The sequence below is a fragment of the Salinibacterium sp. TMP30 genome (genome assembly GCF_038397785.1).
Lineage (GTDB): Bacteria > Actinomycetota > Actinomycetes > Actinomycetales > Microbacteriaceae > Rhodoglobus.
In genome coordinates this window covers 2,251,773-2,272,994 of record NZ_CP151642.1, presented here as the reverse complement: position 1 = coordinate 2,272,994, position 21,222 = coordinate 2,251,773, and the positions used below count along the sequence as shown (strand labels likewise).

The 21,222-nt window shown below is 59.3% G+C and carries 28 protein-coding genes and 1 pseudogene; 28 read left to right on the top strand and 1 reads right to left on the bottom strand.

The genetic code is table 11. The features are described from left to right. Positions 1–250 precede the first annotated feature (250 nt). From rpsL to tuf, 4 genes are all read left to right on the top strand, one after another. Positions 251–625: a 30S ribosomal protein S12 gene (gene rpsL / locus AADH44_RS11105; protein ID WP_341952891.1), complete on the top strand. Its 375-nt coding sequence runs from the start codon at positions 251–253 to the stop codon at positions 623–625. Next, a complete protein-coding gene (rpsG, locus tag AADH44_RS11100) occupies positions 625–1,095 on the top strand; it encodes a 30S ribosomal protein S7 (RefSeq protein WP_010203848.1) in 471 nt (156 codons plus the stop codon). The genes rpsL and rpsG overlap by 1 nt, the downstream gene beginning before the upstream one ends. An 89-nt stretch (positions 1,096–1,184) precedes the next feature. Continuing rightward, positions 1,185–3,299, top strand: a complete 2,115-nt coding sequence (fusA, locus tag AADH44_RS11095; RefSeq protein ID WP_341952888.1) for an elongation factor G — start codon at positions 1,185–1,187, stop codon at positions 3,297–3,299. Between the two features lie 109 nt (positions 3,300–3,408). Continuing rightward, positions 3,409–4,602, top strand: coding sequence for an elongation factor Tu (gene tuf, locus AADH44_RS11090; RefSeq protein WP_341952887.1), 1,194 nt, complete (start codon positions 3,409–3,411; stop codon positions 4,600–4,602). Positions 4,603–4,721: 119 nt separating this feature from the next. Here tuf and AADH44_RS11085 read toward each other — a convergent pair whose 3' ends face one another. Beyond that, positions 4,722–5,489 carry an IclR family transcriptional regulator gene (locus tag AADH44_RS11085; RefSeq protein ID WP_341952886.1) on the bottom strand — a complete coding sequence of 256 codons (768 nt, stop codon included), beginning with the start codon at positions 5,487–5,489 and terminating at the stop codon, positions 4,722–4,724. A gap of 79 nt (positions 5,490–5,568) precedes the next feature. On the opposite strand from AADH44_RS11085, the gene hutH reads away from it, so the two are divergent. The 24 genes and pseudogenes from hutH to rplO all read left to right on the top strand — a co-directional run bounded on the left by hutH (position 5,569) and on the right by rplO (position 21,156). Next, the gene (gene hutH, locus AADH44_RS11080; protein WP_341952884.1) at positions 5,569–7,113 is read left to right on the top strand and encodes a histidine ammonia-lyase; all 1,545 of its coding nucleotides are present in this window, start codon (positions 5,569–5,571) and stop codon (positions 7,111–7,113) included. A 25-nt stretch (positions 7,114–7,138) separates the two neighbouring features. After that, on the top strand, positions 7,139–8,788 hold the full coding sequence (gene hutU, locus AADH44_RS11075) for a urocanate hydratase (RefSeq protein ID WP_341952882.1): 1,650 nt from the start codon (positions 7,139–7,141) through the stop codon (positions 8,786–8,788). Then, positions 8,775–9,632: an arginase family protein gene (locus AADH44_RS11070; RefSeq protein ID WP_341952881.1), complete on the top strand. Its 858-nt coding sequence runs from the start codon at positions 8,775–8,777 to the stop codon at positions 9,630–9,632. Before hutU ends, AADH44_RS11070 begins: the two co-directional genes overlap by 14 nt. 41 nt (positions 9,633–9,673) lie before the next feature. Continuing rightward, positions 9,674–10,843 carry an imidazolonepropionase gene (hutI, locus tag AADH44_RS11065; RefSeq protein ID WP_341952879.1) on the top strand — a complete coding sequence of 390 codons (1,170 nt, stop codon included), beginning with the start codon at positions 9,674–9,676 and terminating at the stop codon, positions 10,841–10,843. 466 nt (positions 10,844–11,309) lie between these two features. Then, positions 11,310–11,618, top strand: coding sequence for a 30S ribosomal protein S10 (gene rpsJ / locus AADH44_RS11060; protein WP_104242452.1), 309 nt, complete (start codon positions 11,310–11,312; stop codon positions 11,616–11,618). Between the two features lie 40 nt (positions 11,619–11,658). Beyond that, positions 11,659–12,309, top strand: coding sequence for a 50S ribosomal protein L3 (gene rplC / locus AADH44_RS11055; protein WP_341952874.1), 651 nt, complete (start codon positions 11,659–11,661; stop codon positions 12,307–12,309). Positions 12,310–12,314: 5 nt separating this feature from the next. Then, positions 12,315–12,974, top strand: a complete 660-nt coding sequence (gene rplD / locus AADH44_RS11050) for a 50S ribosomal protein L4 (protein ID WP_341952872.1) — start codon at positions 12,315–12,317, stop codon at positions 12,972–12,974. Then, entirely contained in the window at positions 12,971–13,270 is a 300-nt protein-coding gene (rplW, locus tag AADH44_RS11045) for a 50S ribosomal protein L23 (RefSeq protein WP_010203832.1), read from the top strand. Before rplD ends, rplW begins: the two co-directional genes overlap by 4 nt. Before the next feature lie 17 nt (positions 13,271–13,287). Beyond that, entirely contained in the window at positions 13,288–14,127 is an 840-nt protein-coding gene (gene rplB, locus AADH44_RS11040) for a 50S ribosomal protein L2 (protein WP_341952869.1), read from the top strand. A 15-nt stretch (positions 14,128–14,142) separates the two neighbouring features. After that, positions 14,143–14,424: a 30S ribosomal protein S19 gene (rpsS, locus tag AADH44_RS11035; protein WP_009773127.1), complete on the top strand. Its 282-nt coding sequence runs from the start codon at positions 14,143–14,145 to the stop codon at positions 14,422–14,424. Positions 14,425–14,448: 24 nt separating this feature from the next. Continuing rightward, positions 14,449–14,841 (top strand): 50S ribosomal protein L22, encoded by a 393-nt coding sequence (rplV, locus tag AADH44_RS11030; protein ID WP_010203830.1) that lies wholly within the window; start codon positions 14,449–14,451, stop codon positions 14,839–14,841. After that, positions 14,841–15,683 carry a 30S ribosomal protein S3 gene (gene rpsC, locus AADH44_RS11025; RefSeq protein ID WP_341952866.1) on the top strand — a complete coding sequence of 281 codons (843 nt, stop codon included), beginning with the start codon at positions 14,841–14,843 and terminating at the stop codon, positions 15,681–15,683. Before rplV ends, rpsC begins: the two co-directional genes overlap by 1 nt. A 2-nt stretch (positions 15,684–15,685) precedes the next feature. After that, positions 15,686–16,105: a 50S ribosomal protein L16 gene (gene rplP / locus AADH44_RS11020; RefSeq protein WP_021809344.1), complete on the top strand. Its 420-nt coding sequence runs from the start codon at positions 15,686–15,688 to the stop codon at positions 16,103–16,105. Beyond that, positions 16,105–16,437, top strand: coding sequence for a 50S ribosomal protein L29 (gene rpmC, locus AADH44_RS11015; RefSeq protein WP_341952865.1), 333 nt, complete (start codon positions 16,105–16,107; stop codon positions 16,435–16,437). The genes rplP and rpmC overlap by 1 nt, the downstream gene beginning before the upstream one ends. A 2-nt stretch (positions 16,438–16,439) precedes the next feature. Continuing rightward, entirely contained in the window at positions 16,440–16,736 is a 297-nt protein-coding gene (rpsQ, locus tag AADH44_RS11010; RefSeq protein ID WP_009773122.1) for a 30S ribosomal protein S17, read from the top strand. Then, on the top strand, positions 16,736–17,107 hold the full coding sequence (gene rplN / locus AADH44_RS11005) for a 50S ribosomal protein L14 (RefSeq protein ID WP_341952862.1): 372 nt from the start codon (positions 16,736–16,738) through the stop codon (positions 17,105–17,107). The genes rpsQ and rplN overlap by 1 nt, the downstream gene beginning before the upstream one ends. A gap of 2 nt (positions 17,108–17,109) precedes the next feature. Next, positions 17,110–17,451, top strand: a pseudogene (gene rplX, locus AADH44_RS11000) (50S ribosomal protein L24); the annotation flags it as partial. Positions 17,452–17,540: 89 nt separating this feature from the next. Beyond that, positions 17,541–18,131: a 50S ribosomal protein L5 gene (gene rplE, locus AADH44_RS10995; protein WP_341952860.1), complete on the top strand. Its 591-nt coding sequence runs from the start codon at positions 17,541–17,543 to the stop codon at positions 18,129–18,131. 74 nt (positions 18,132–18,205) lie between these two features. Continuing rightward, positions 18,206–18,604, top strand: coding sequence for a 30S ribosomal protein S8 (gene rpsH, locus AADH44_RS10990; RefSeq protein ID WP_341952858.1), 399 nt, complete (start codon positions 18,206–18,208; stop codon positions 18,602–18,604). Positions 18,605–18,610: 6 nt separating this feature from the next. Then, a complete protein-coding gene (gene rplF, locus AADH44_RS10985) occupies positions 18,611–19,147 on the top strand; it encodes a 50S ribosomal protein L6 (RefSeq protein ID WP_341952857.1) in 537 nt (178 codons plus the stop codon). Positions 19,148–19,149: 2 nt separating this feature from the next. Continuing rightward, entirely contained in the window at positions 19,150–19,521 is a 372-nt protein-coding gene (gene rplR / locus AADH44_RS10980; RefSeq protein WP_341952855.1) for a 50S ribosomal protein L18, read from the top strand. Continuing rightward, a complete protein-coding gene (rpsE, locus tag AADH44_RS10975; RefSeq protein ID WP_341952852.1) occupies positions 19,518–20,243 on the top strand; it encodes a 30S ribosomal protein S5 in 726 nt (241 codons plus the stop codon). Before rplR ends, rpsE begins: the two co-directional genes overlap by 4 nt. After that, positions 20,243–20,428 (top strand): 50S ribosomal protein L30, encoded by a 186-nt coding sequence (gene rpmD, locus AADH44_RS10970; RefSeq protein ID WP_009773114.1) that lies wholly within the window; start codon positions 20,243–20,245, stop codon positions 20,426–20,428. The genes rpsE and rpmD overlap by 1 nt, the downstream gene beginning before the upstream one ends. Continuing rightward, entirely contained in the window at positions 20,428–21,156 is a 729-nt protein-coding gene (rplO, locus tag AADH44_RS10965) for a 50S ribosomal protein L15 (protein ID WP_341952850.1), read from the top strand. Before rpmD ends, rplO begins: the two co-directional genes overlap by 1 nt. Positions 21,157–21,222: the final 66 nt, after the last annotated feature.

The following is a 21,222-nucleotide window of genomic DNA, read 5'->3' as shown; positions in this document are numbered from 1 at the left end:
GACCCCGGCCGGTCCGGGGGCTATTCTTTCTGAGGTGTGCGCTTTGTCGTGCGCGTGAACCGTGCCCTTCGGCCCAAACCGCAATTGCGGGGTTTTCGCGTCAGTCACTCCACACCACAGGGTTCAACCTTCCGGTTGGCCCCCACGGCATATCCACAAACCATCCGAACAATTCTGGTGGCACGTGGGTCTAGATGAATGCTAACCATCACGACGCTGTCACCGTGCAGCAAAAACAAGGAGTTATTGAGTGCCCACCATTCAGCAGTTGGTGCGTAAGGGACGCACGCCAAAGGCCGTCAAGACCAAGGCCCCCGCCCTTAAGTCCAACCCGCAGCAGCGCGGCGTTTGCACGCGTGTTTATACGACCACCCCGAAGAAGCCGAACTCGGCGCTTCGCAAGGTTGCTCGTGTCAAGCTTTCCAACGGTACCGAGGTCACCGCGTACATTCCCGGAGAAGGTCACAACCTTCAAGAGCACTCGATGGTGCTCATCCGTGGTGGTCGTGTAAAGGACCTTCCTGGTGTCCGCTACAAGATCGTTCGCGGAGCGCTCGACACCCAGGCCGTTAAGAACCGTAAGCAGGCTCGTAGCCGCTACGGCGCGAAGAAGGATAAGAAGTAATGCCTCGTAAAGGACCAGCACCCAAGCGTCCCGTAGTCGCGGATCCGGTATACGGCGCACCCATTGTCAGCCAGCTCGTCAACAAGATTCTTCTTGATGGCAAGAAGGGTCTGGCAGAGCGCATCGTTTACGGCGCACTCGCAGGCGTAACCGAGAAGACCGGCCAAGACGCCGTCGTCACGCTCAAGAAGGCACTCGACAACGTGCGTCCGACCCTCGAGGTCAAGTCTCGTCGTGTCGGTGGCTCGACCTACCAGGTTCCTGTTGAGGTCAAGTCGCACCGTGCAAACACGCTGGCACTGCGCTGGCTCACGAGCTACGCCAAGGGTCGTCGTGAAAAGACGATGACTGAGCGTCTCACCAACGAAATCTTGGATGCATCGAATGGGCTTGGCGCCGCTGTAAAGCGTCGTGAAGACACCCACAAGATGGCCGAATCCAACAAGGCATTCGCTCACTACCGCTGGTAGTAGCTACTCGTTGTGAGGCGAGTCAGGCACTGTCTGACTCGCCTCACTGCTGAGTTTCGTACTTCAACAACAAACTTTCGGAGGAACCTGTGGCACAGGACGTGCTCACGGACCTAAAAAAGGTCCGCAATATTGGCATCATGGCTCACATCGATGCTGGCAAGACCACCACGACTGAGCGCATCCTGTTTTACACGGGTGTAAACCACAAAATCGGTGAAACTCACGACGGCGCGTCGACCACTGACTGGATGGAGCAGGAGCAAGAGCGTGGCATCACAATCACGTCTGCTGCTGTGACCTGTTTCTGGAACAAGAACCAGATCAACATCATTGACACTCCCGGCCACGTTGACTTCACCGTTGAGGTGGAGCGTTCTCTGCGCGTACTCGACGGTGCAGTTGCTGTGTTCGACGGTAAAGAGGGTGTGGAGCCGCAGTCGGAGACTGTGTGGCGTCAGGCCGACAAGTACGACGTTCCCCGCATCTGCTTCGTCAACAAGATGGACAAGATGGGTGCAGATTTCTACTACACCGTTGACACCATCGTGAAGCGCCTCGGCGCACGCCCGCTGGTCATCCAGCTCCCGATCGGACTCGAGTCCGCATTTGAGGGCGTTGTTGACCTCGTCGAAATGCGCGCACTGACGTGGCGTGGAGACTCCAAGGGTGACGTTGAGATGGGTGCAAAGTATGCCATCGAAGAGATCCCCGAAGACCTCAAGGAGAAGGCTGCGGAATACCGCACCGCTCTGCTCGAAGTTGTCGCGGAAACCGACGATGCCATCATGGAGCGTTACTTCGCCGGCGAAGAGATCACCGTTCCTGAGATCAAGGCTGCAATCCGCAAGCTGACGGTCAATAGCGAGATCTACCCGGTTCTCTGCGGTTCTGCGTTCAAGAACCGTGGCGTTCAGCCGATGCTTGATGCTGTTATCGATTACCTTCCCTCGCCGGTCGACGTGCCCCCTCTGGAAGCACACTCGCCTCGCGACGAAGAGAAGATCATCATCCGCAAGCCAGAGTCGACGGAGCCGTTCGCAGCTCTCGCCTTCAAGGTTGCGGTTCACCCCTTCTTTGGTCGCCTCACGTACATTCGCGTGTACTCGGGACGACTCGACTCCGGTGGGGCTGTAGCCAACTCCACCAAGGGCAAGAAGGAGCGCATCGGTAAGATCTTCCAGATGGCGGCCAACAAAGAAATTCCTGTTGACAGCGTCACCGCTGGGCACATCTACGCCGTCATCGGCCTCAAGGACACCACGACCGGTGACACGCTGTGTGACCTCAACGATCAGGTGGTACTTGAGTCAATGACGTTCCCGGAGCCCGTGATCGAGGTAGCGATCGAGCCGAAGACGAAGGCTGACCAAGAGAAGCTGGGTATTGCTATTCAGAAGCTCGCTGAAGAAGACCCCACGTTCCGTACCGAACAGAACCAAGAAACTGGCCAGACGGTTATCAAGGGAATGGGTGAACTTCACCTCGACATCCTCGTAGACCGCATGAAGCGCGAATTCAACGTTGAAGCCAACGTGGGTAAGCCGCAGGTTGCTTACCGCGAAACGATTCGTCGCATTGTGGACAAGCACGACTACACCCACAAGAAGCAGACGGGTGGATCGGGTCAGTTCGCTAAGGTCCAGATCTCGCTTGAGCCAATGGAAGTGGTTGGCGACGCTATTTATGAATTCGTAAACAAGGTCACCGGTGGGCGTATTCCTCGCGAGTACATCGGCTCGATTGACCAGGGTTTCCAGGCTTCGATGGGTGTTGGAGTACTGGCAGGATTCCCCATGGTTGGCGTCAAGGGAATCATTCTCGATGGTGCCGCTCACGATGTTGACTCGTCAGAAATGGCGTTCAAGATTGCGGGCACGATGGCATTCAAAGAGGCCGCGCGCAAGGCTGACCCAGTTCTCCTCGAGCCGCTCATGGCGGTCGAGGTTCGTACTCCAGAGGAGTACATGGGAGATGTCATCGGTGACCTTAACAGTCGCCGCGGGCAGATCCAGTCCATGGAGGACGCGACCGGCGTAAAGGTCGTTCGTGCCCACGTACCGCTGTCGGAAATGTTCGGCTACGTCGGTGACTTGAGGTCGAAGACCTCGGGTCGCGCGGTGTACTCGATGACGTTCGACAGTTACTCTGAGGTTCCCCGTGCGGTAGCTGACGAGATTATTCAAAAGAACAAGGGCGAGTAATCGCCGCACTACCAGCGCGCAACTAACATAGATACACACCAACTTGCGAAGCATTCGGCCGAGAAAAGTCGTCGGGTGTGAAGCAACCAAGTCCTGAGGAGGACCCACAGTGGCTAAGGCCAAGTTCGAGCGGACCAAGCCGCACGTAAACATCGGAACCATCGGTCACGTTGACCACGGAAAGACCACGCTCACCGCAGCCATCTCGAAGGTACTTGCAGACAAGTACCCTTCGGCAACTAACGTGCAGCGTGACTTCTCGTCGATTGACTCGGCTCCGGAAGAGCGTCAACGCGGCATCACCATCAACATCTCGCACGTTGAGTACGAGACCCCCAAGCGCCACTACGCTCACGTAGATGCTCCGGGCCACGCTGACTACATCAAGAACATGATCACCGGTGCAGCTCAGATGGACGGTGCAATCCTCGTGGTTGCAGCGACTGACGGACCGATGGCTCAGACTCGCGAGCACGTTCTGCTCGCAAAGCAGGTTGGTGTTCCTTACCTGCTCGTAGCACTCAACAAGTCCGACATGGTTGACGACGAAGAGATCCTTGAGCTCGTTGAGCTTGAGGTTCGTGAACTCCTCTCAAGCCAGGGCTTCGATGGCGACAACGTTCCTGTTGTTCGCGTATCAGGCCTCAAGGCTCTTGAGGGCGACGAGAAGTGGACCCAGTCCATCCTCGACCTCATGGAGGCTGTCGACGAGAGTGTTCCTGACCCCATCCGCGACAAGGACAAGCCGTTCTTGATGCCGGTTGAAGACGTCTTCACGATCACTGGTCGTGGAACCGTCGTTACGGGCCGCGCTGAGCGTGGAACTCTCAAGATCAACTCCGACATCGAGATTGTGGGAATCCGTCCGACCCAGAAGACCACGGTCACTGGTATCGAGATGTTCCACAAGCAGCTCGACGAGGCATGGGCCGGCGAGAACTGTGGTCTGCTCCTTCGTGGAACGAAGCGTGAAGATGTAGAGCGTGGTCAGGTTGTTGTTAAGCCTGGTTCCGTTACTCCTCACACGAACTTCGAGGGAACCGCATACATCCTGTCAAAGGATGAGGGTGGGCGTCACAACCCGTTCTACGCGAACTACCGTCCGCAGTTCTACTTCCGCACCACCGACGTCACCGGCGTCATCACGTTGCCTGAGGGCACCGAGATGGTTATGCCTGGCGACACCACCGACATGACCGTTGAGCTCATTCAGCCCATCGCCATGGAAGAGGGCCTCGGCTTCGCTATCCGTGAGGGTGGCCGCACCGTAGGTGCCGGTAAGGTAACCAAGGTTCTGGCGTAACTCCAGTACTAATTACGACAGAGGGTCGAGCCGAAAGGCTCGGCCTTCTGTCGTTTAAGCTGTGCGACCGCTGCGGAGAAATGATGCTCGCGTGCGGTTAAGCGCCCTTCGTTTGGCGACTAACTAGCCCGGCCCGTGAGGCGAGCGGTGAGCGCGCGGGCAGCGGCCACTGTGGCGGCGCCCAGCTCATCCCAGTTGTTGGCTACGGCATCCGTTCGAAAGGTGAGTCCGATTGCGGCGGAGGGGTAGCCATTGCGATCAAAGGCTGCCGCACCGACGGAGGCATAATCTGCGGTAACGTCACCAATCTCGATAGCCCAGCCACGTTCCCGTGTGGTGGCGAGCAGTTGGGTGAGTTCTGGCAAAGTCTGTGGCCCGGCGGATTGGCGACGCGTGAGGGCGCTGCGCGAAGGGTAGATGGCCCGAACTTGCGCCGCCGTGAGTTGAGCGAGCATCGCACGTCCGGTTGCTGTGAGGTGTGCTGGTAGGCGCACGCCAACCGCAGACACGGTGGTGGGGGCGCGTGAGCCTTGTACCCGTGCCGCATAACTGACTTCGGGGCCGCTGAGAACCGCGAGGTGCGCCACAACAGGAATCGGCGCTGCGCTCGCGAGATTATGCATGAGCGATGTGGCGAGGCGAGAAAGTCGTTCGCTGCGCAAAGCTGAAGTGCCGATTTCTGAGACGAGTGCGCTGAGGCCATAGGTTCGATCTTCGGGATAGTGCACGACGAAACCTTCGTCGATCATGACGGCAAGCAGTTGATAGATGGATGACCGGGGCAGTTCTAGTTCGCGTGCGAGGCTCGAGGCCCTCACCGGTCCCGGTCGAGAGGCAAGGTGCCGCAGCACTGACATGGTGTTGCGTGCCGCTGGTATGTCGGACAAAATGCTCCTGTCTGGTATTTCAGACACCTTATCCCGAAAGCCCCTCGCGGTGAAGCGCTCTGGGGCGTTCACTGGGATCATGAATCCTGCCGCAGATACAGCCGTCACCATCGGCGTAGGTCCCTTGAGCATCCACGACGTTGTTGCAGTGGCCCGACACGGTGCGCCAGTCCAACTCGACCCCGCCGCCTACGACGCGATCTCCGCATCCCGGGCAGTGATTGAAGCACTAGCCCACGACGTGCGACCTCACTACGGTGTCTCCACCGGTTTCGGGGCCCTCGCGACCAAACACATCGCCCCCGAACAACGTGCGCAACTTCAGCGGTCGCTCGTGCGCAGCCATGCGGCCAGCTCGGGCGCAGAAATCAACACTGAGGTGGTTCGCGCAGCCATGCTTCTTCGACTGTCGACAATGGCGACAGGGCGCACCGGAGTCCGGCCCGTCGTTGCCGAAACCTATGCTGCGCTGCTCAACGCCGGAATCACCCCGATCGTCGGCGAGTATGGCAGTCTCGGCTGCTCCGGCGATCTCGCGCCACTCGCGCACTGTGCGCTAGCAACAATGGGTGAAGGAGACGTGCGGGTCGCAGGCGAACTGCTCCCGGCATCCGCAGCGCTCCGGGCAGCGGGCATCGAGCCCGTTGTGCTGCACGAAAAAGAAGGCCTCGCGCTGATCAATGGCACTGACGGGATGCTCGGAATGCTGTCACTCGCGATCACCGATCTTCAGGCGCTGCTCACGACGGCAGACCTTGCCGCAGCGCTCAGTGTTGAAGGCCTTGCCGGCACAGACCGCGTATTCGCCGAGGATCTGCAACAGCTTCGACCCCACCCCGGCCAGGCCCACTCGGCAGCAAACATGCGCGCGGTCCTCAGGGGTTCGGGAACGATCGCAGCACACGTAAGCAACGGTTTCACGAGAGTGCAAGATGCGTACTCGCTGCGGTGCGCGCCCCAAGTGCACGGGGCTGCTCGCGACACCGTCGAGCACACCACCATGGTTGCTACGCGCGAACTGGCGAGTGCGATCGACAATCCGGTCGTCACGCTCGACGGCCGCCTCGAGTCCAATGGAAACTTTCACGGGGCCCCGGTTGGCTACGCCCTCGACTTTCTCGCTATCGTCACCGCCGATGTCGCCAGCATGAGCGAACGCCGCACCGACCGTTTTCTTGATAGCAACCGAAACGGCGGGCTCAATGCGTTCCTCGCTGGCGACCCCGGGGTCGACTCTGGACACATGATCGCGCAGTACACGCAGGCGGGGATTGTCACTGAGCTCAAGCGGCTGGCGGCTCCGGCATCCGTCGATTCAATACCGACGAGTGCAATGCAAGAAGATCACGTGTCGATGGGGTGGAGTGCCGGGCTCAAACTTCGCCGCAGCATCGATGGACTCTCTCGTGTGCTCGCAATCGAGTTACTCACCGCCGCGCGAGGCATCGAAATGCGGGGAGAGGCACCGTCGCCCGTATCTGCCGCCGTCATCAGTTCCATTCGGGAGCGGGTGCCCGGCGTGGGCCCCGACCGCTACTTGGCGCCAGACATCGCCGCGAGCGTCGACCTTGTTCAGTCGGGTGCCCTACTGGCCGCAGCCCGATCCGTTACCGATCTTCACTAGCCACCGACCTTCACTAGGAGCCATCATGATTACCGCACACCGTGGAAGCACTCTCAATACTTTGGGCTGGGGGCAGGAAGGCGCTCTGCGCATGCTGCAAAATAACCTCGATCCTGAGGTTGCCGAGCATCCAGAGGACCTCGTTGTTTATGGCGGCACGGGTAAAGCTGCGCGAGATTGGCCGAGCTATCACGCCATTGTGCGGTCGCTGACAACGCTCAAGGGTGATGAAACCCTGCTGGTTCAGTCGGGCAAACCGGTCGGCGTGATGCAGACCCACGAGTGGGCGCCCCGTGTGTTGCTCGCCAACTCGAACCTAGTTGGCGACTGGGCAAACTGGGATGAGTTCCGCCGGCTCGAACAGCTCGGCCTCACGATGTATGGCCAAATGACTGCCGGCTCATGGATCTATATCGGCACCCAGGGAATCTTGCAGGGCACCTACGAAACCTTCTCTGCAGTCGCGGCGAAACGCTTCGGAGGAACACTCGCGGGCACCATCACTCTCACGGCTGGTCTTGGAGGCATGGGTGGCGCTCAGCCGCTCGCCGTAACCATGAACGACGGTGTAGCGATTTGCATCGACGTGGATCAGAGCCGCATCACTCGCCGCATCGACCTCGGCTACCTCGATGTTGAAGCGAAGTCGCTTGCGCACGCGGTCGAACTGGCAGTTGCCGCACGAGACGCCAAGAAGCCGCTCTCGATCGGTGTACTGGCAAACGCTGCTGCCGCCGTTCCCGAGTTGCTGGCGATGGGGGCACCCATTGATATCGTCACCGATCAGACCAGCGCCCATGACCCGCTGGCGTACCTGCCGCTCGGCGTGGATTTCGACGACTGGGAGAGCGCTCGGCGCGATCCCGGTTTTGCTCAGCGCGCGCGGGAATCGATGGCCATTCACGTTGAGGGAATGGTGGGATTTCAGCAGCTGGGGGCCGAGGTTTTCGACTACGGCAACAACATCCGCACCGAAGCACTCGCGGCGGGCTTTGCTAACGCGTTTGCGTTTCCGGGTTTTGTTCCGGCCTACATCCGTCCACTGTTTGCTGAGGGCAAGGGGCCATTCCGTTGGGCGGCTCTGAGTGGCGAGGCGAGCGACATCCACAAGACTGACACAGCGATTCTCGAGCTGTTTCCCGAAAACGAGTCGCTCGCACGGTGGATCAAACTTGCCGGGGAGCGCGTGCACTTTCAGGGGCTTCCTGCGCGCATTTGCTGGCTCGGCTATGGCGAACGCGACAAGGCCGGTCTGCTGTTCAATGAGATGGTGTCCTCGGGGGAGCTGGCCGCACCGTTGGCTATTGGTCGCGACCACCTCGATAGTGGTTCGGTGGCGTCACCCTATCGCGAGACTGAGGCCATGAAAGATGGCTCTGATGCAATCGCTGACTGGCCGCTGCTGAATGCACTCGTCAACACGTCGTCGGGTGCAACCTGGGTGTCAATTCACCACGGTGGTGGTGTCGGTATTGGTCGCTCGATCCATGCTGGACAGGTGACGGTTGCTGATGGAACCGACCTGGCGGCGCAGAAACTTGAGCGAGTGCTCACGAATGATCCGGGCATGGGGGTGATTCGTCACGTCGATGCTGGCTACGATGAGGCCATCGCCGTTGCCGAAAATCTTGGCGTGCGCATCCCGATGACGGAAGGTGACAATGCTCAACTCTGATCCACTGTGGCCGCGTGCGGGGGATTGGCCGTCTCCGGTTGCTGAGGAGTGGGCGGATGTCGCGCTCATTGGCATGCCGACGTCGCGCACGTCTCTCTCGCCAACGCAGGCGCACACTACCCCCAGCGCTGTTCGCGAGATAATTCGTCGCTATGCCGCACTGACCGATCTTCGGATCGTCGACGCGGGCAATGTGCGTGAACCCGATCTGAATGAGCAGGGTGCGATCGACTCGGTCGCTGCGCTGCGTGCTGAGCTAGTAATTGCGTTGGGTGGCGACAATGCGGCAACTGTTTCGACAGCGTTGGGACGCTGGGGGACGGCGATCGGCACCGCGGGGCTCATTACGCTCGATGCTCACCATGATTTGCGCGACGGAGTCACAAACGGTTCTCCGGTCCGGCGCCTTCTGGAAGCAGGTCTCGATGGCCGCCGGGTGGTGCAGATCGGGATCGAACCCCTCGCCAACTCTCTGGCGTATGCGGAGCGTGCGCGGGATGCCGGAATCACCGTCATTACGCGCGATGAGCTTCGGGTGCGTTCAATGGAAGACGTGATGGCGCAAGCCTTAGAGATTGCTGGCGCCGGCGACGGCCCGATCCATGTGGACCTTGATGTGGATGTGTGCGACCGCTCGGTTGCCCCAGGGTGTCCGGCATCGCTTCCTGGTGGCATCTCGGCTCTAGAGTTGCGCATTGCGGCTCGGGTCGCCGGAGCACATCCGGCAGTGTCATCGATCGACATCGTTGAGGTGGATGCCGCAGCTGACTCCGCAGATGAACGTACCGTTCGCTTGGTTGCGCTGTGCGTTCTCGAGGCCATCTCGGGCGCTGCGTTGCGATGAGCACTACGGCGACATCGGGCACCGCGATACCAAGTGCAGCCATGACGAGCACTGTTGTCGACAACATTGGCGTCTTGCTCACGCACGATCCTGAGCAGCCGGAGTTGGCTAACGCGGCGGTCGTTTTCGAGAATGGTCGCGTCGCATGGTGGGGCGCATCGGCAGATGCACCGAGCGCGGATGTTCGGGTAGATGCCAACGGGGGTTGTGTACTGCCGGGTTTTGTCGATAGCCACAGTCATGTGCTGTTTGCGGGCGATCGCTCAGATGAGTTTGAGGCGCGCATGGCGGGCCGCCGGTATGAGGCTGGCGGGATCCGCCGCACCGTTGCGCTCTCGCGCGAGGCCAGCGATGAACAACTTGTGGACAATGCTGCAGCGTTGGTCGAGGAGATGCACCACCAGGGCACGACAACGGTGGAGATTAAAAGTGGCTATGGGTTGAGCGTTCACGACGAAGCACGGATGCTGCGGTTGGCCTCCACTCTCACGTCGGAGACAACGTTCTTGGGTGCGCACGTTGTTCCCGAGGAGTTTGTCGAAGACAGGGCAGCGTATGTTCGCCTTGTCATGGGGGAGATGCTCGACGCGTGTGCGCCCCACTCCCGTTGGATTGATGTTTTTTGTGATGACGGTGCATTCACCGAGGAGGAGACGCGCGCGATAATCGGTGCAGGGCAGGCCCGAGGTCTGGGAGCTCGCCTGCATGGAGCCCAATTGCGTGAGTCTGGCGCGGTTCAACTCGCTGTTGAGCTGGGTGCGGCAAGCGTCGACCACTGCACTTATCTCAGCGATTCCGACGTGGATGCCCTCGCCGCCAGCAGCACGGTCGCTGGCCTACTGCCAGGGGTGGAGTTCTCCACGAAACACCCGTTCGTGGATGCACGGCGACTCCTCGATGCGGGCGTAACGGTAGCGCTGGCCAGCGATTGCAATCCAGGCTCGAGCTTCACGTCATCCATCCCGTTCTGTATCGCCCTTGCGGTGCGTGACATGGGGATGACAACCCTCGAGGCGGTCACCGCGGCAACTCTGGGAGGAGCTCGTTCATTGCGCCTGAACGACGTCGGCCATTTGCGAGTTGGCGCCCGCGCAAACGCCCAGATCTTGGATGCCCCACACTATCGTCATCTGGCCTACCGGCCCGGTGTTCCCTTGGTCACGAGCGTGTTTCAGGATGGCGTACTCGACGTCGTGAAGCACCCTCACTAAACGGCGGCGAAATTCCGACACGCCCGGGTTGCAGCAAATGGCGGGATGTGACAGACTCTTCTAGTTCAACACTTCGCCGCCTCGTGCGTGCGGATCACTCCCAGGCAGTGCATAGTTCCACAACGTGTGTCTCACGCAAAGCGTGTTTCATGCAGGTGTAGTAGCTAGGCCGCGGGGAGCAGAACCAAGCTTAACCAACTCCCCACAGCTTCTTGAAAAAGAACATCGCCGTGAAAGTGACGGTGGTGCGGGAATAGATTGTGTCGGTTCGCCTGCACAATCTCCTCGCGGTCACGTGAGTTGGTATCACAAGCAGTGACAGCAAGAACTTGACAGATAAATAGTGGTGCGAAAGCAAAAGTGCTGAGCGTCTCCGGGTGGCAACACTCCGTGGCGAGCAGCCCAGGTGCACGCAGTGCAACCAAACAGCAATGCAGCCAAAAGTACTAAGGGAAGAGAGCCAGTCATGGCGGGACAGAAGATCCGCATTCGACTTAAGTCGTACGACCACGAGGTCATCGACTCGTCGGCACGCAAAATCGTTGACACGGTTACCCGCGCGGGTGCCACGGTAGTAGGCCCAGTGCCGCTGCCCACAGAGAAGAATGTGATTGCGGTTATCCGCTCTCCCCACAAGTACAAGGACAGCTTCGAGCACTTCGAGAAGCGCACCCACAAGCGGCTCATCGACATCATCGACCCGACGCCCAAGGCTGTGGATTCGCTTATGCGTCTCGACTTGCCGGCCGACGTCAACATCGAGATCAAGCTTTAGCTCGCGCAGTTATTGAGCGACAGAGCCGATAAGGAAAATAATGTCTATAACTAAGACGACTAAGGGTCTGCTGGGCAAGAAGCTCGGCATGACTCAGGTTTGGGACGAGAACAACAAGCTCGTTCCCGTGACCGTTGTCGAGATCACCCCGAACGTGGTTACGCAGCTGCGTAGCCCCGAGGTTGATGGATACAGCGCAGTCCAGATCGCGTACGGCCAGATTGACCCTCGTAAGGTCAACAAGCCGCTCACCGGTCACTTCGACAAGGCAGGCGTAACGCCTCGCCGTCACATCACCGAGATTCGCACCCCTGACGCCGCAGAGTACGCAGTCGGCCAGGAGCTTACGGTCGACATCTTCACCCCCGGCTCGAAGGTCGACGTTGTCGGCACGAGCAAGGGTAAAGGGTTCGCTGGTGTTATGAAGCGACACAACTTCAAGGGTGTTTCTGCGAGCCACGGTTCGCACCGTAACCACCGCAAGCCTGGTTCCATTGGTGCCTCGTCGACCCCCAGCCGTGTCTTCAAGGGCATGCGCATGGCCGGTCGTATGGGTGGTGACCGTGTAACGGTCATGAACCTCGCCGTCCACGCGATCGACCTTGAGAAGGGACTCGTGCTCATCAAGGGCGCCGTTCCCGGAGCTCGCGGCCGCATCGTCTTCGTCCGCAACGCAGTGAAGGGGGCGTAGTACACATGGCTACCTCCATCGACGTCATCGACGCCAAGGGCAAGAAGGTCGACAGTGTCGAACTGCCTGCTGAGATCTTCGACGTGCAGACCAACGTTCCGCTCATCCACCAGGTTGTTGTCGCTCAGCGTGCAGCAGCACGTCAGGGTACGCACAACACCCTGCGTCGTGGTGAAGTTTCGGGTTCAGGTCGCAAGCCGTTCAAGCAGAAGGGAACCGGTCGCGCTCGTCAGGGCTCGATCCGCGCTCCTCAGATGAAGGGTGGTGGCATCGTTCACGGTCCACACCCCCGTGACTACGCACAGCGCACCCCCAAGAAGATGATTGCTGCTGCCCTTCGCGGCGCATTGTCCGACCGGGCTCGCGGTGAGCGCATTCACGTAATCGACGCGCTGTCTGTCGACAACAAGCCTTCGACGAGGACTGTCTCGGCTCTGCTTACGAGCATTGCGCCGAGCAAGAACGTTCTCGTTGTGCTTCAGCGCGACGACGCGAACAGCCTCAAGAGCATTCGTAACCTCGACACGGTTCACGTTCTGTCCTACGACCAGCTCAACGCCTACGACGTTGTCGTCAGCGACGACATCGTGTTCAGCAAGGGCGCATTCGACGCGTTCGTTGCGTTCAACACCAAGTCTTCGAATAAGGAAGAGGTCGGCGCATGACCGTCACGTACAAGGACCCACGCGACATCATCATCGCTCCCGTGGTTTCCGAGAAGAGCTACAACCTCATTGATATGGGAAAGTACACCTTCGAGGTAGACCCCCGTGCGAACAAGACCGAGATCAAGCTCGCAATTGAGAAGATCTTCAGCGTCAAGGTCGACTCAGTCAACACGTTGAACCGCACGGGCAAGACCCGTCGCACGCGGTTCGGTATGGGCAAGCGCAAGGACACCAAGCGCGCCATCGTCACGCTCAAGTCCGGTTCTATCGACATCTTCACCGCTGTCGGCTAAGGACCAAGGAGAAACTAATGGCTATTCGCAAGTACAAGCCCACGACGCCTGGTCGTCGTGGCTCCTCGGTTGCAGACTTTGCTGAGATCACCCGTTCGACCCCAGAGAAGTCGCTACTGCGCCCTCTGCCGAAGACTGGTGGCCGTAACAACGCAGGTCGCATCACGAGCCGTCACGTTGGTGGTGGCCACAAGCGCCAGTACCGCGTCATCGACTTCAAGCGCAACGACAAAGATGGCGTAAATGCCCGCGTTGCCGAGATCGAGTACGATCCCAACCGCACCGCACGTATCGCTCTGCTTCACTTTGTTGATGGCAGCAAGCGCTACATCATTGCGCCGAACAAGCTCAAGCAGGGCGACGTCATCGAGTCGGGTGCCGGTGCTGACATCAAGCCAGGCAACAACCTGCCGATGAAGAACATCCCCGTCGGTACGGTCATTCACATGATCGAGCTGCGACCCGGTGGCGGAGCCAAGATGGCCCGTTCCGCTGGAGCATCCGTTCGACTCGTTGCAAAAGAAGGCCCTTACGCGCAGCTGCGTTTGCCTTCCGGCGAAATCCGCAACGTAGACGTTCGTTGCCGCGCAACAATCGGCGAGGTCGGCAATGCCGAGCAGTCGAACATCAACTGGGGTAAGGCCGGCCGCATGCGCTGGAAGGGTGTCCGCCCGACCGTGCGTGGTGTCGCTATGAACCCCGTCGACCACCCCCACGGTGGTGGTGAGGGTAAGACGTCCGGTGGACGTCACCCCGTTTCCCCTTGGGGCCAGGCAGAGGGGCGCACTCGTAAGCGCAAACTGCCTAGTGACCAGCTCATCGTTCGCCGCCGCAATGCCGGCAAGAAGCGCAAGTAGTAGGAGAGTCAGAAGATGCCACGCAGTCTGAAGAAGGGCCCCTTCGTCGACGACCACCTCCTACAAAAGGTTGTCAAGGCGAACGAAGCCAAGAGCAAGAACGTAATCAAGACCTGGTCGCGCCGCTCAATGATCGTTCCAGCAATGCTGGGCCACACGATCGCGGTGCACGATGGTCGCAAGCACATTCCGGTGTTCATCACCGAAACCATGGTTGGGCACAAGCTCGGCGAGTTTTCGCCCACCCGTACCTTCCGTGGACACGTGAAGGACGACAAGAAGGGTCGCCGCCGCTAACGCGGTGGTGGAGGAGGTAGAGAAATGGTGGAGTCGATCGCACGCGTGCGTCACATCCGCGTGACCCCCATGAAGGCTCGTCGCGTTGTCAACATGATCCGCGGCAAGCAAGCACAAGAAGCATTGGCAATTTTGAAGTTCGCACCCCAGGGCGCGAGCGAGCCGGTGTACAAGCTGGTTGCGTCTGCAATCGCCAACGCGCGAGTCAAAGCAGATGCTTCGAACAGCTTCTTGGACGAACAGGATCTGATCATCTCGAAGGCGTTTGTCGATGATGGAGCCACGTTGAAGCGTTTCCAGCCGCGTGCCCAGGGCCGTGCGTTCCAGATTCTGAAGCGCACTAGCCACATCACGATTGTTCTGGCCACGCCAGACCACGTCGTTGAAGCCAAGGCCGACAAGGCAGGGAAGAAGTAATGGGACAGAAGGTAAACCCCTACGGTTTCCGTCTGGGAATCACCACCGACCACGTGTCGCGTTGGTTCTCTGACAGCACCAAGCCGGGTCAGCGTTACAGCGATTATGTTGCAGAGGATGTAAAAATCCGCAACCTGCTCAAGTCGAACCTCGACCGCGCAGGTGTTGCTCGCATTGAAATCGAGCGCACCCGTGACCGCGTTCGCGTAGACATTCACACTGCCCGTCCGGGTATCGTGATTGGTCGCCGCGGCGCCGAAGCAGAGCGTATTCGTGGAGAGCTTGAAAAGCTTTCCGGTAAGCAGATCCAGCTCAACATCCTCGAGGTCAAGAACCCCGAGGCTGAAGCTCAGCTCGTTGCACAGGGAATCGCAGAGCAGCTCGCTGCTCGTGTCGCGTTCCGTCGTGCAATGCGTAAGGGCCTTCAGGGCGCTCAGCGCGCCGGAGCCAAGGGTGTTCGCATCCAGGTTTCTGGTCGTTTGGGTGGCGCAGAAATGAGCCGCTCGGAGTACTACCGTGAAGGTCGAGTGCCGCTGCACACGCTACGTGCAAACATCGACTACGGCTTCTATGAGGCCAAGACCACTTTCGGTCGCATCGGTGTCAAGGTGTGGGTCTACAAGGGCGACATCACCAACAAGGAGCTCGCTCGCGAGCAGGCCAACCAGAAGTCGTCACGCCCAGAGCGTCGCGATGGCGGCGACCGTGGCGGTCGTCGTGCCGGTGGCCCTTCGTCCGCACCAAAGGCTGAAGCCCCCAAGGCTGACGCACCTAAGGCTGACGCATCCAAGGCAGAAGCCCCCAAGGCAGATGCTACGGCTGCAGCAGGAGTTGAGGCATAACAATGTTGATTCCGCGTAAAGTCAAATTCCGCAAGCAGCACCACCCCAGCCGCAGCGGCCACGCTACCGGTGGCACCACGGTGTCGTTTGGTGAGTATGGCATTCAAGCTCTGACGCCGGCATACGTAACGAACCGCCAAATTGAGGCAGCTCGTATCGCAATGACGCGTCACATCAAGCGTGGTGGGAAGGTGTGGATCAACATCTACCCGGACCGCCCGCTAACCAAAAAACCCGCCGAAACCCGCATGGGTTCCGGTAAGGGTTCGCCCGAGTGGTGGGTCGCCAACGTCAAGCCAGGTCGCGTGCTCTTTGAGCTCAGCGGCGTAGACGAGACTGTTGCGCGGGAAGCACTCACTCGTGCTATTCACAAGCTGCCCCTCAAGGCACGCATCATCAAGCGCGAGGAGGGCGACGCATAATGGCGATCGGATCCAAGGAGCTAGCCCCTGTCGAGCTAGACACTTTTGAAGACGAACGACTCATGGACGAGCTGAAAAAGGCGAAGGAAGAACTTTTCAACCTTCGTTTTCAGGCCGCAACGGGTCAACTAGAAAGCCACGGACGTATTCGCGCTGTTAAGCGCGACATCGCTCGCATCTACACGGTTATCCGTGAGCGCGAGCTGGGCATCCGTGCAACCCCTGCTGTTATCGAGGCCCCTGCAAAAGAGACCAAGAAGCGCAGCACCAAGAAGGCAGCTGCAGCGGATGAAACCGCAGCAGACGCCACTGACGAGACGAAGGAGGCGTAGTCATGGCCAAGGTTGAAGACAAGAAGACCGCGGAGACCGCCGAGGTCGCTCGTGGGTACCGTAAGACCCGTCGCGGGTTGGTGACTAGCGACAAGATGGATAAGACCATCGTCGTCATAGTTGAAGACCGCGTGAAGCACCCGTTGTACGGCAAGGTTATCCGCCGTAACTCCAAGGTGAAGGTTCATGACGAGGCCAACACGGCCGGCGTCGGTGACTCCGTTCTAATCAGCGAGACCCGTCCGCTCAGCGCCACGAAGCGCTGGCGTCTGGTCGAGATCCTCGAAAAGGCTAAGTAATGCTTCAGCAGGAATCCCGAGTAAAGGTCGCCGACAACACCGGCGCCAAGGAGCTCCTCACGATTCGCGTACTCGGCGGCTCAGGCCGTCGCTACGCAGGTCTCGGCGATGTCATTGTGGCAACCGTAAAAGACGCGATTCCTGGCGGAAACGTCAAGAAGGGTGAGGTCGTCAAGGCCGTCATCGTTCGCGTCATCAAGCAGACTCGTCGTTCCGACGGTTCATACATCAAGTTTGATGAGAACGCAGCCGTAATCCTTAAGGCCGATGGTGGAGACCCCCGTGGTACTCGCATCTTCGGACCGGTCGGCCGCGAACTTCGCGACAAGAAGTTCATGAAGATCATCTCGCTCGCACCGGAGGTGCTGTAGTTATGGCAAAGATTCGCAAGGGTGACCTCGTGCAGGTCATCAGCGGCCCGACCCAAGAGCGCGGCGGAAGCCGCGGTAAGCAGGGTCGAGTTATCCGGGTTATCGCTGGAAAGGACCGCGTCGTCGTGGAGGGTGTCAACTTTGTCACCAAGCACGTCAAGGTCGGTCAGACCCAGCGTGGAACCAAGACCGGTGGCATCGAGACGATGGAGGCACCGATTCACGTGTCCAACATTGCTCTCGTTGACCCCGAGACCAAGCTCCCGGCACGTGTTGGCTTCACCGTCGGCACGGACGACCGCGGAAAGACCACGCGCGAGCGCTTCTTCAAGAAGTCGCGCCGCGTAGAGACCAAGAAGTCGAAGGCAGCCAAGGCTGAGCCCAAGGCTTCGACGAAGGATGCCGAGAAGGCAACCGAGAAGGACGCAGACTAATGACGACGACTGCACCTGCAGCTGGCAAAATCCAGCCGCGCCTGAAGCAGAAGTACCGCACCGAAATTGCGGCGCAGCTCAAGAAGGATCTTGGCCTCACCAACGTGCACCAGGTTCCGGGGATCGTCAAGGTCGTCGTGAACACTGGTGTTGGTGAAGCAGCTCGTGACGGAAAGATCATCGATGGGGCCGTCAAGGACCTCACCGCGATCACCGGCCAGAAGCCGTATGTTACGAGCGCTCGCAAGTCGATTGCTCAGTTCAAGCTCCGTGAAGGACAGCCCATTGGTGCACACGTCACCCTCCGTGGTGACCGCGCTTGGGAGTTCCTTGACCGCCTGATCTCGTTGGCACTTCCTCGCATCCGTGACTTCCGCGGCCTTTCGGACAAGCAGTTCGATGGCAACGGCAACTACACGTTCGGCCTCACGGAGCAGTCAATGTTCCACGAGATCGATCAGGACAAGATTGACCGCGTTCGTGGTTTCGACATCACGATTGTTACCACTGCAAAAAGCAACGAAGAGGGTCGCGCGCTGTTGAAGGCACTCGGCTTCCCTTTCCGTTCCGCAGAGAACGCATCTAACTAACCAAGCAACACCAATCGACCAGGTCGGCCTTCGTGTAACGGATGCCGAAACCAGCCGAGACAGGAAACAACATAATGACAATGACAGATCCGGTCGCTGACATGCTGACCAGACTGCGCAACGCCAATTCGGCGCACCACGACAGCGTTTCAATGCCTAACAGCAAGCTGAAGTCGCGCTTGGCCGAAATGCTCAAGGCCGAGGGATACATCCTCAGCTGGAGCACTGTGGACGCTCGCGTGGGCCAGACCCTCACGATCGAACTCAAGTACGGCCCCACTCGCGAGCGTTCCATCAAGGGGATCAAGCGCGTTTCGAAGCCTGGCCTTCGTGTATACGCTCGCTCAACCGAAATCCCCAAGGTTCTTGGCGGACTCGGCGTGGCCATTTTGTCCACCTCCTCTGGTCTACTGACCGACAAAGAGGCGACTAAGAAGGGCGTAGGTGGGGAAGTCCTCGCTTACGTGTGGTAACTCAAGATGTCACGAATCGGAAGACTTCCTATTGATGTCCCCGCTGGTGTAACGGTCACCATCGATGGACGAAACGTCGCGGTAAAGGGACCGAAGGGTGAGCTCGCGCTCACCGTCAAGGCTCCTATCGCTGTAGCGCTCGAAGAGGGCCAGGTTCTCGTAACCCGTCCGAACGACGAGCGTGAATCGCGTTCGCTTCACGGCCTGACCCGTACGCTGATCGCCAACCAGATCGTGGGTGTCACCGACGGTTACACCAAGGGCCTTGAGGTCGTCGGTACTGGTTACCGCGTTACTGCAAAGGGCAGCTCAGTTGAGTTTGCTCTCGGGTACTCACACTCGATCACCGTTGACCCGCCCGCAGGCATTAGCTTCGCGGTCGAGGGCAACAACAAACTAGTTGTCAGCGGCATCGACAAGCAGGCGGTTGGCGAAGCAGCAGCCAACATTCGTAAATTGCGCAAGCCAGAGCCCTACAAGGGCAAGGGTGTGCGCTACGCCGGCGAAGTTGTTCGTCGCAAGGCCGGAAAGAGTGGTAAGTAGACATGGCTCTCGGAACCAGAGGTAAGAGCAAGTCGGCCGCTAAGGGCCGCAGGCACGCACGTCTCCGCAAGAAGGTCGTGGGCACCGAGGTGCGCCCCCGTCTCGTGGTTACGCGTTCAGCGCGTCACGTATTCGTTCAGGTTGTCGATGACTCCAAGGGTGTCACCGTAGCCTCAGCTTCGACCATGGAGTCGAGCATGCGCACGTTTGATGGCGACAAGACCGCTAAGGCACGCAAGATCGGCGAAATGGTTGCCGAGCGCGCCAAGGACGCCGGTGTTGAAGCCGTCGTATTTGATCGTGGTGGAAGCCGTTACGCCGGACGCGTCGCAGCTATCGCCGACGGAGCGCGAGAGGGTGGATTGAACCTGTGAGCGACAACGTGGAAAACAAGACAACTAACAAGGAGCAGGCCGTGGCCGCTGAGGCGACTAGCGCCATCTCCGTACCTGAGGTAGTCGTAGACGCCCCAGCAACCGACGTGACGAGCGAGCCTCGCGAGGCTCGTCGTGGCGGCCGTGAGCGTGGCCCCGACCGTGGTGGCCGTGGCGGAAACAACAGCCGCGACAACGATAAGAACCAGTTCTTGGAGCGCGTCGTCACCATCAACCGTGTATCGAAGGTCGTCAAGGGTGGTCGTCGCTTTAGCTTCACCGCTCTCGTGGTCGTTGGTGACGGTAACGGCATGGTTGGTGTCGGCTACGGCAAGGCTCGTGAGGTTCCCCTCGCGATCTCTAAGGGCGTTGAAGAGGCGAAGAAGAACTTCTTCCGCGTTCCTCGCGTCGCCGCATCGATCCCTCACTCGGTCCAGGGCGAGGCTGCTGCAGGCGTAGTTCTGCTGCGTCCCGCATCCGCCGGTACCGGTGTAATCGCCGGTGGTCCTGTTCGCGCCGTACTCGAGTGCGCCGGAATTCACGACGTTCTCAGCAAGTCGCTCGGTTCTTCGAACACGATCAACATCGTTCACGCGACAGTCGCAGCACTCAAGCAGCTCGAAGAGCCTCGCTCGGTTGCTGCTCGTCGTGGTCTCGATGCAGAACACGTTATCCCGGCACGCTTGCTGCGCGCCGAGGCTGAAGCTAAGGCAGGTGTCTGATGGCTGGTCGCCTGAAGGTAACCCAGATCAAGTCCAAAATTAGTGAGAAGCAGAACCAACGCGACACGCTGCGCAGCCTCGGGCTCAAGCGCATCGGTTCCGTTGTTGTGCGCGAGGACAACTCGCAGAACCGTGGTTACGTCAACACGGTCGCTCACCTTGTCAAGGTCGAGGAGATTGACTAATGGCTGACGAGAAAGAAACTCCAAAGAAGGCTGCAGCTCCTAAGGCTGCAGCTGCTAAAGCACCTGCTGCTAAGAAGGCTGCTCCGGCAAAGGCTCCCGCTGCTAAGAAGGCTGCTCCTGCAAAGGCTCCCGCTGCTAAAGCACCTGCTGCTAAGAAGGCTGCTCCTGCAAAGGCTGCAGCTGACAAGGCTCCTGCGGCTAAGGCAACGTCTACGAAGGCTCCTGCACAGTCGACCGCCGCAAAGGCGCCGACCGCGAAGAAGTCCTCGAGTGACGTTGTCGAAAGTCGCCCGCAGGTTCTGAAGATGCACCACCTCCGTCCCGCTGCTGGCGCAAAGAAAGACAGAATGCGCGTCGGTCGTGGTGAAGGCTCCAAGGGTAAGACTGCGGGTCGTGGAACCAAGGGAACCAAGGCGCGTTACAACATGCGTCTTGGCTTCGAAGCGGGAAACATCAACTTCGTCATGCGTGCACCTAAGTTGCGTGGATTCAAGAATCCATTCCGCGTTGAGTACCAGGTCGTAAACCTCGAGAAGCTCGCAGAACTTTACCCCAAGGGTGGCGATGTAACCATCGCTGATCTCGTGTCAAAGGGCGCCGTTCGCAAGAACGAAAAGGTCAAGGTTCTTGGGCAGGGCGATATTGCGGTTAAGCTGAACGTAGTAGTTGACAAGGTCTCCGGCTCCGCTGAGCAGAAGATCGTTGCGGCCGGCGGTTCGGTTCAGTAACTGTCACTGCGCGAGACGTTAGTGTCGCGCTGGTCACACCAGTGGCCAAAGCAGACAGGATGGGTG

Coding starts and splice junctions, on each gene's coding strand:
- rpmD (WP_009773114.1), top strand. CDS start 20,243: ATGGCTGGTCGCCTGAAGGTAACCCAGATCAAGTCCAAAATTAGTGAG.
- rplP (WP_021809344.1), top strand. CDS start 15,686: ATGTTGATTCCGCGTAAAGTCAAATTCCGCAAGCAGCACCACCCCAGC.
- rplR (WP_341952855.1), top strand. CDS start 19,150: ATGGCTCTCGGAACCAGAGGTAAGAGCAAGTCGGCCGCTAAGGGCCGC.
- rplD (WP_341952872.1), top strand. CDS start 12,315: ATGGCTACCTCCATCGACGTCATCGACGCCAAGGGCAAGAAGGTCGAC.
- AADH44_RS11070 (WP_341952881.1), top strand. CDS start 8,775: ATGCTCAACTCTGATCCACTGTGGCCGCGTGCGGGGGATTGGCCGTCT.
- hutI (WP_341952879.1), top strand. CDS start 9,674: ATGACGAGCACTGTTGTCGACAACATTGGCGTCTTGCTCACGCACGAT.
- rpsH (WP_341952858.1), top strand. CDS start 18,206: ATGACAATGACAGATCCGGTCGCTGACATGCTGACCAGACTGCGCAAC.
- rpsG (WP_010203848.1), top strand. CDS start 625: ATGCCTCGTAAAGGACCAGCACCCAAGCGTCCCGTAGTCGCGGATCCG.
- hutU (WP_341952882.1), top strand. CDS start 7,139: ATGATTACCGCACACCGTGGAAGCACTCTCAATACTTTGGGCTGGGGG.
- rplF (WP_341952857.1), top strand. CDS start 18,611: ATGTCACGAATCGGAAGACTTCCTATTGATGTCCCCGCTGGTGTAACG.
- rplC (WP_341952874.1), top strand. CDS start 11,659: ATGTCTATAACTAAGACGACTAAGGGTCTGCTGGGCAAGAAGCTCGGC.
- rplE (WP_341952860.1), top strand. CDS start 17,541: ATGACGACGACTGCACCTGCAGCTGGCAAAATCCAGCCGCGCCTGAAG.
- rplW (WP_010203832.1), top strand. CDS start 12,971: ATGACCGTCACGTACAAGGACCCACGCGACATCATCATCGCTCCCGTG.
- rplV (WP_010203830.1), top strand. CDS start 14,449: ATGGTGGAGTCGATCGCACGCGTGCGTCACATCCGCGTGACCCCCATG.
- rplO (WP_341952850.1), top strand. CDS start 20,428: ATGGCTGACGAGAAAGAAACTCCAAAGAAGGCTGCAGCTCCTAAGGCT.
- rpsQ (WP_009773122.1), top strand. CDS start 16,440: ATGGCCAAGGTTGAAGACAAGAAGACCGCGGAGACCGCCGAGGTCGCT.
- hutH (WP_341952884.1), top strand. CDS start 5,569: ATGAATCCTGCCGCAGATACAGCCGTCACCATCGGCGTAGGTCCCTTG.
- rpsJ (WP_104242452.1), top strand. CDS start 11,310: ATGGCGGGACAGAAGATCCGCATTCGACTTAAGTCGTACGACCACGAG.
- rplB (WP_341952869.1), top strand. CDS start 13,288: ATGGCTATTCGCAAGTACAAGCCCACGACGCCTGGTCGTCGTGGCTCC.
- rplN (WP_341952862.1), top strand. CDS start 16,736: ATGCTTCAGCAGGAATCCCGAGTAAAGGTCGCCGACAACACCGGCGCC.
- rpsC (WP_341952866.1), top strand. CDS start 14,841: ATGGGACAGAAGGTAAACCCCTACGGTTTCCGTCTGGGAATCACCACC.
- rpsS (WP_009773127.1), top strand. CDS start 14,143: ATGCCACGCAGTCTGAAGAAGGGCCCCTTCGTCGACGACCACCTCCTA.
- rpmC (WP_341952865.1), top strand. CDS start 16,105: ATGGCGATCGGATCCAAGGAGCTAGCCCCTGTCGAGCTAGACACTTTT.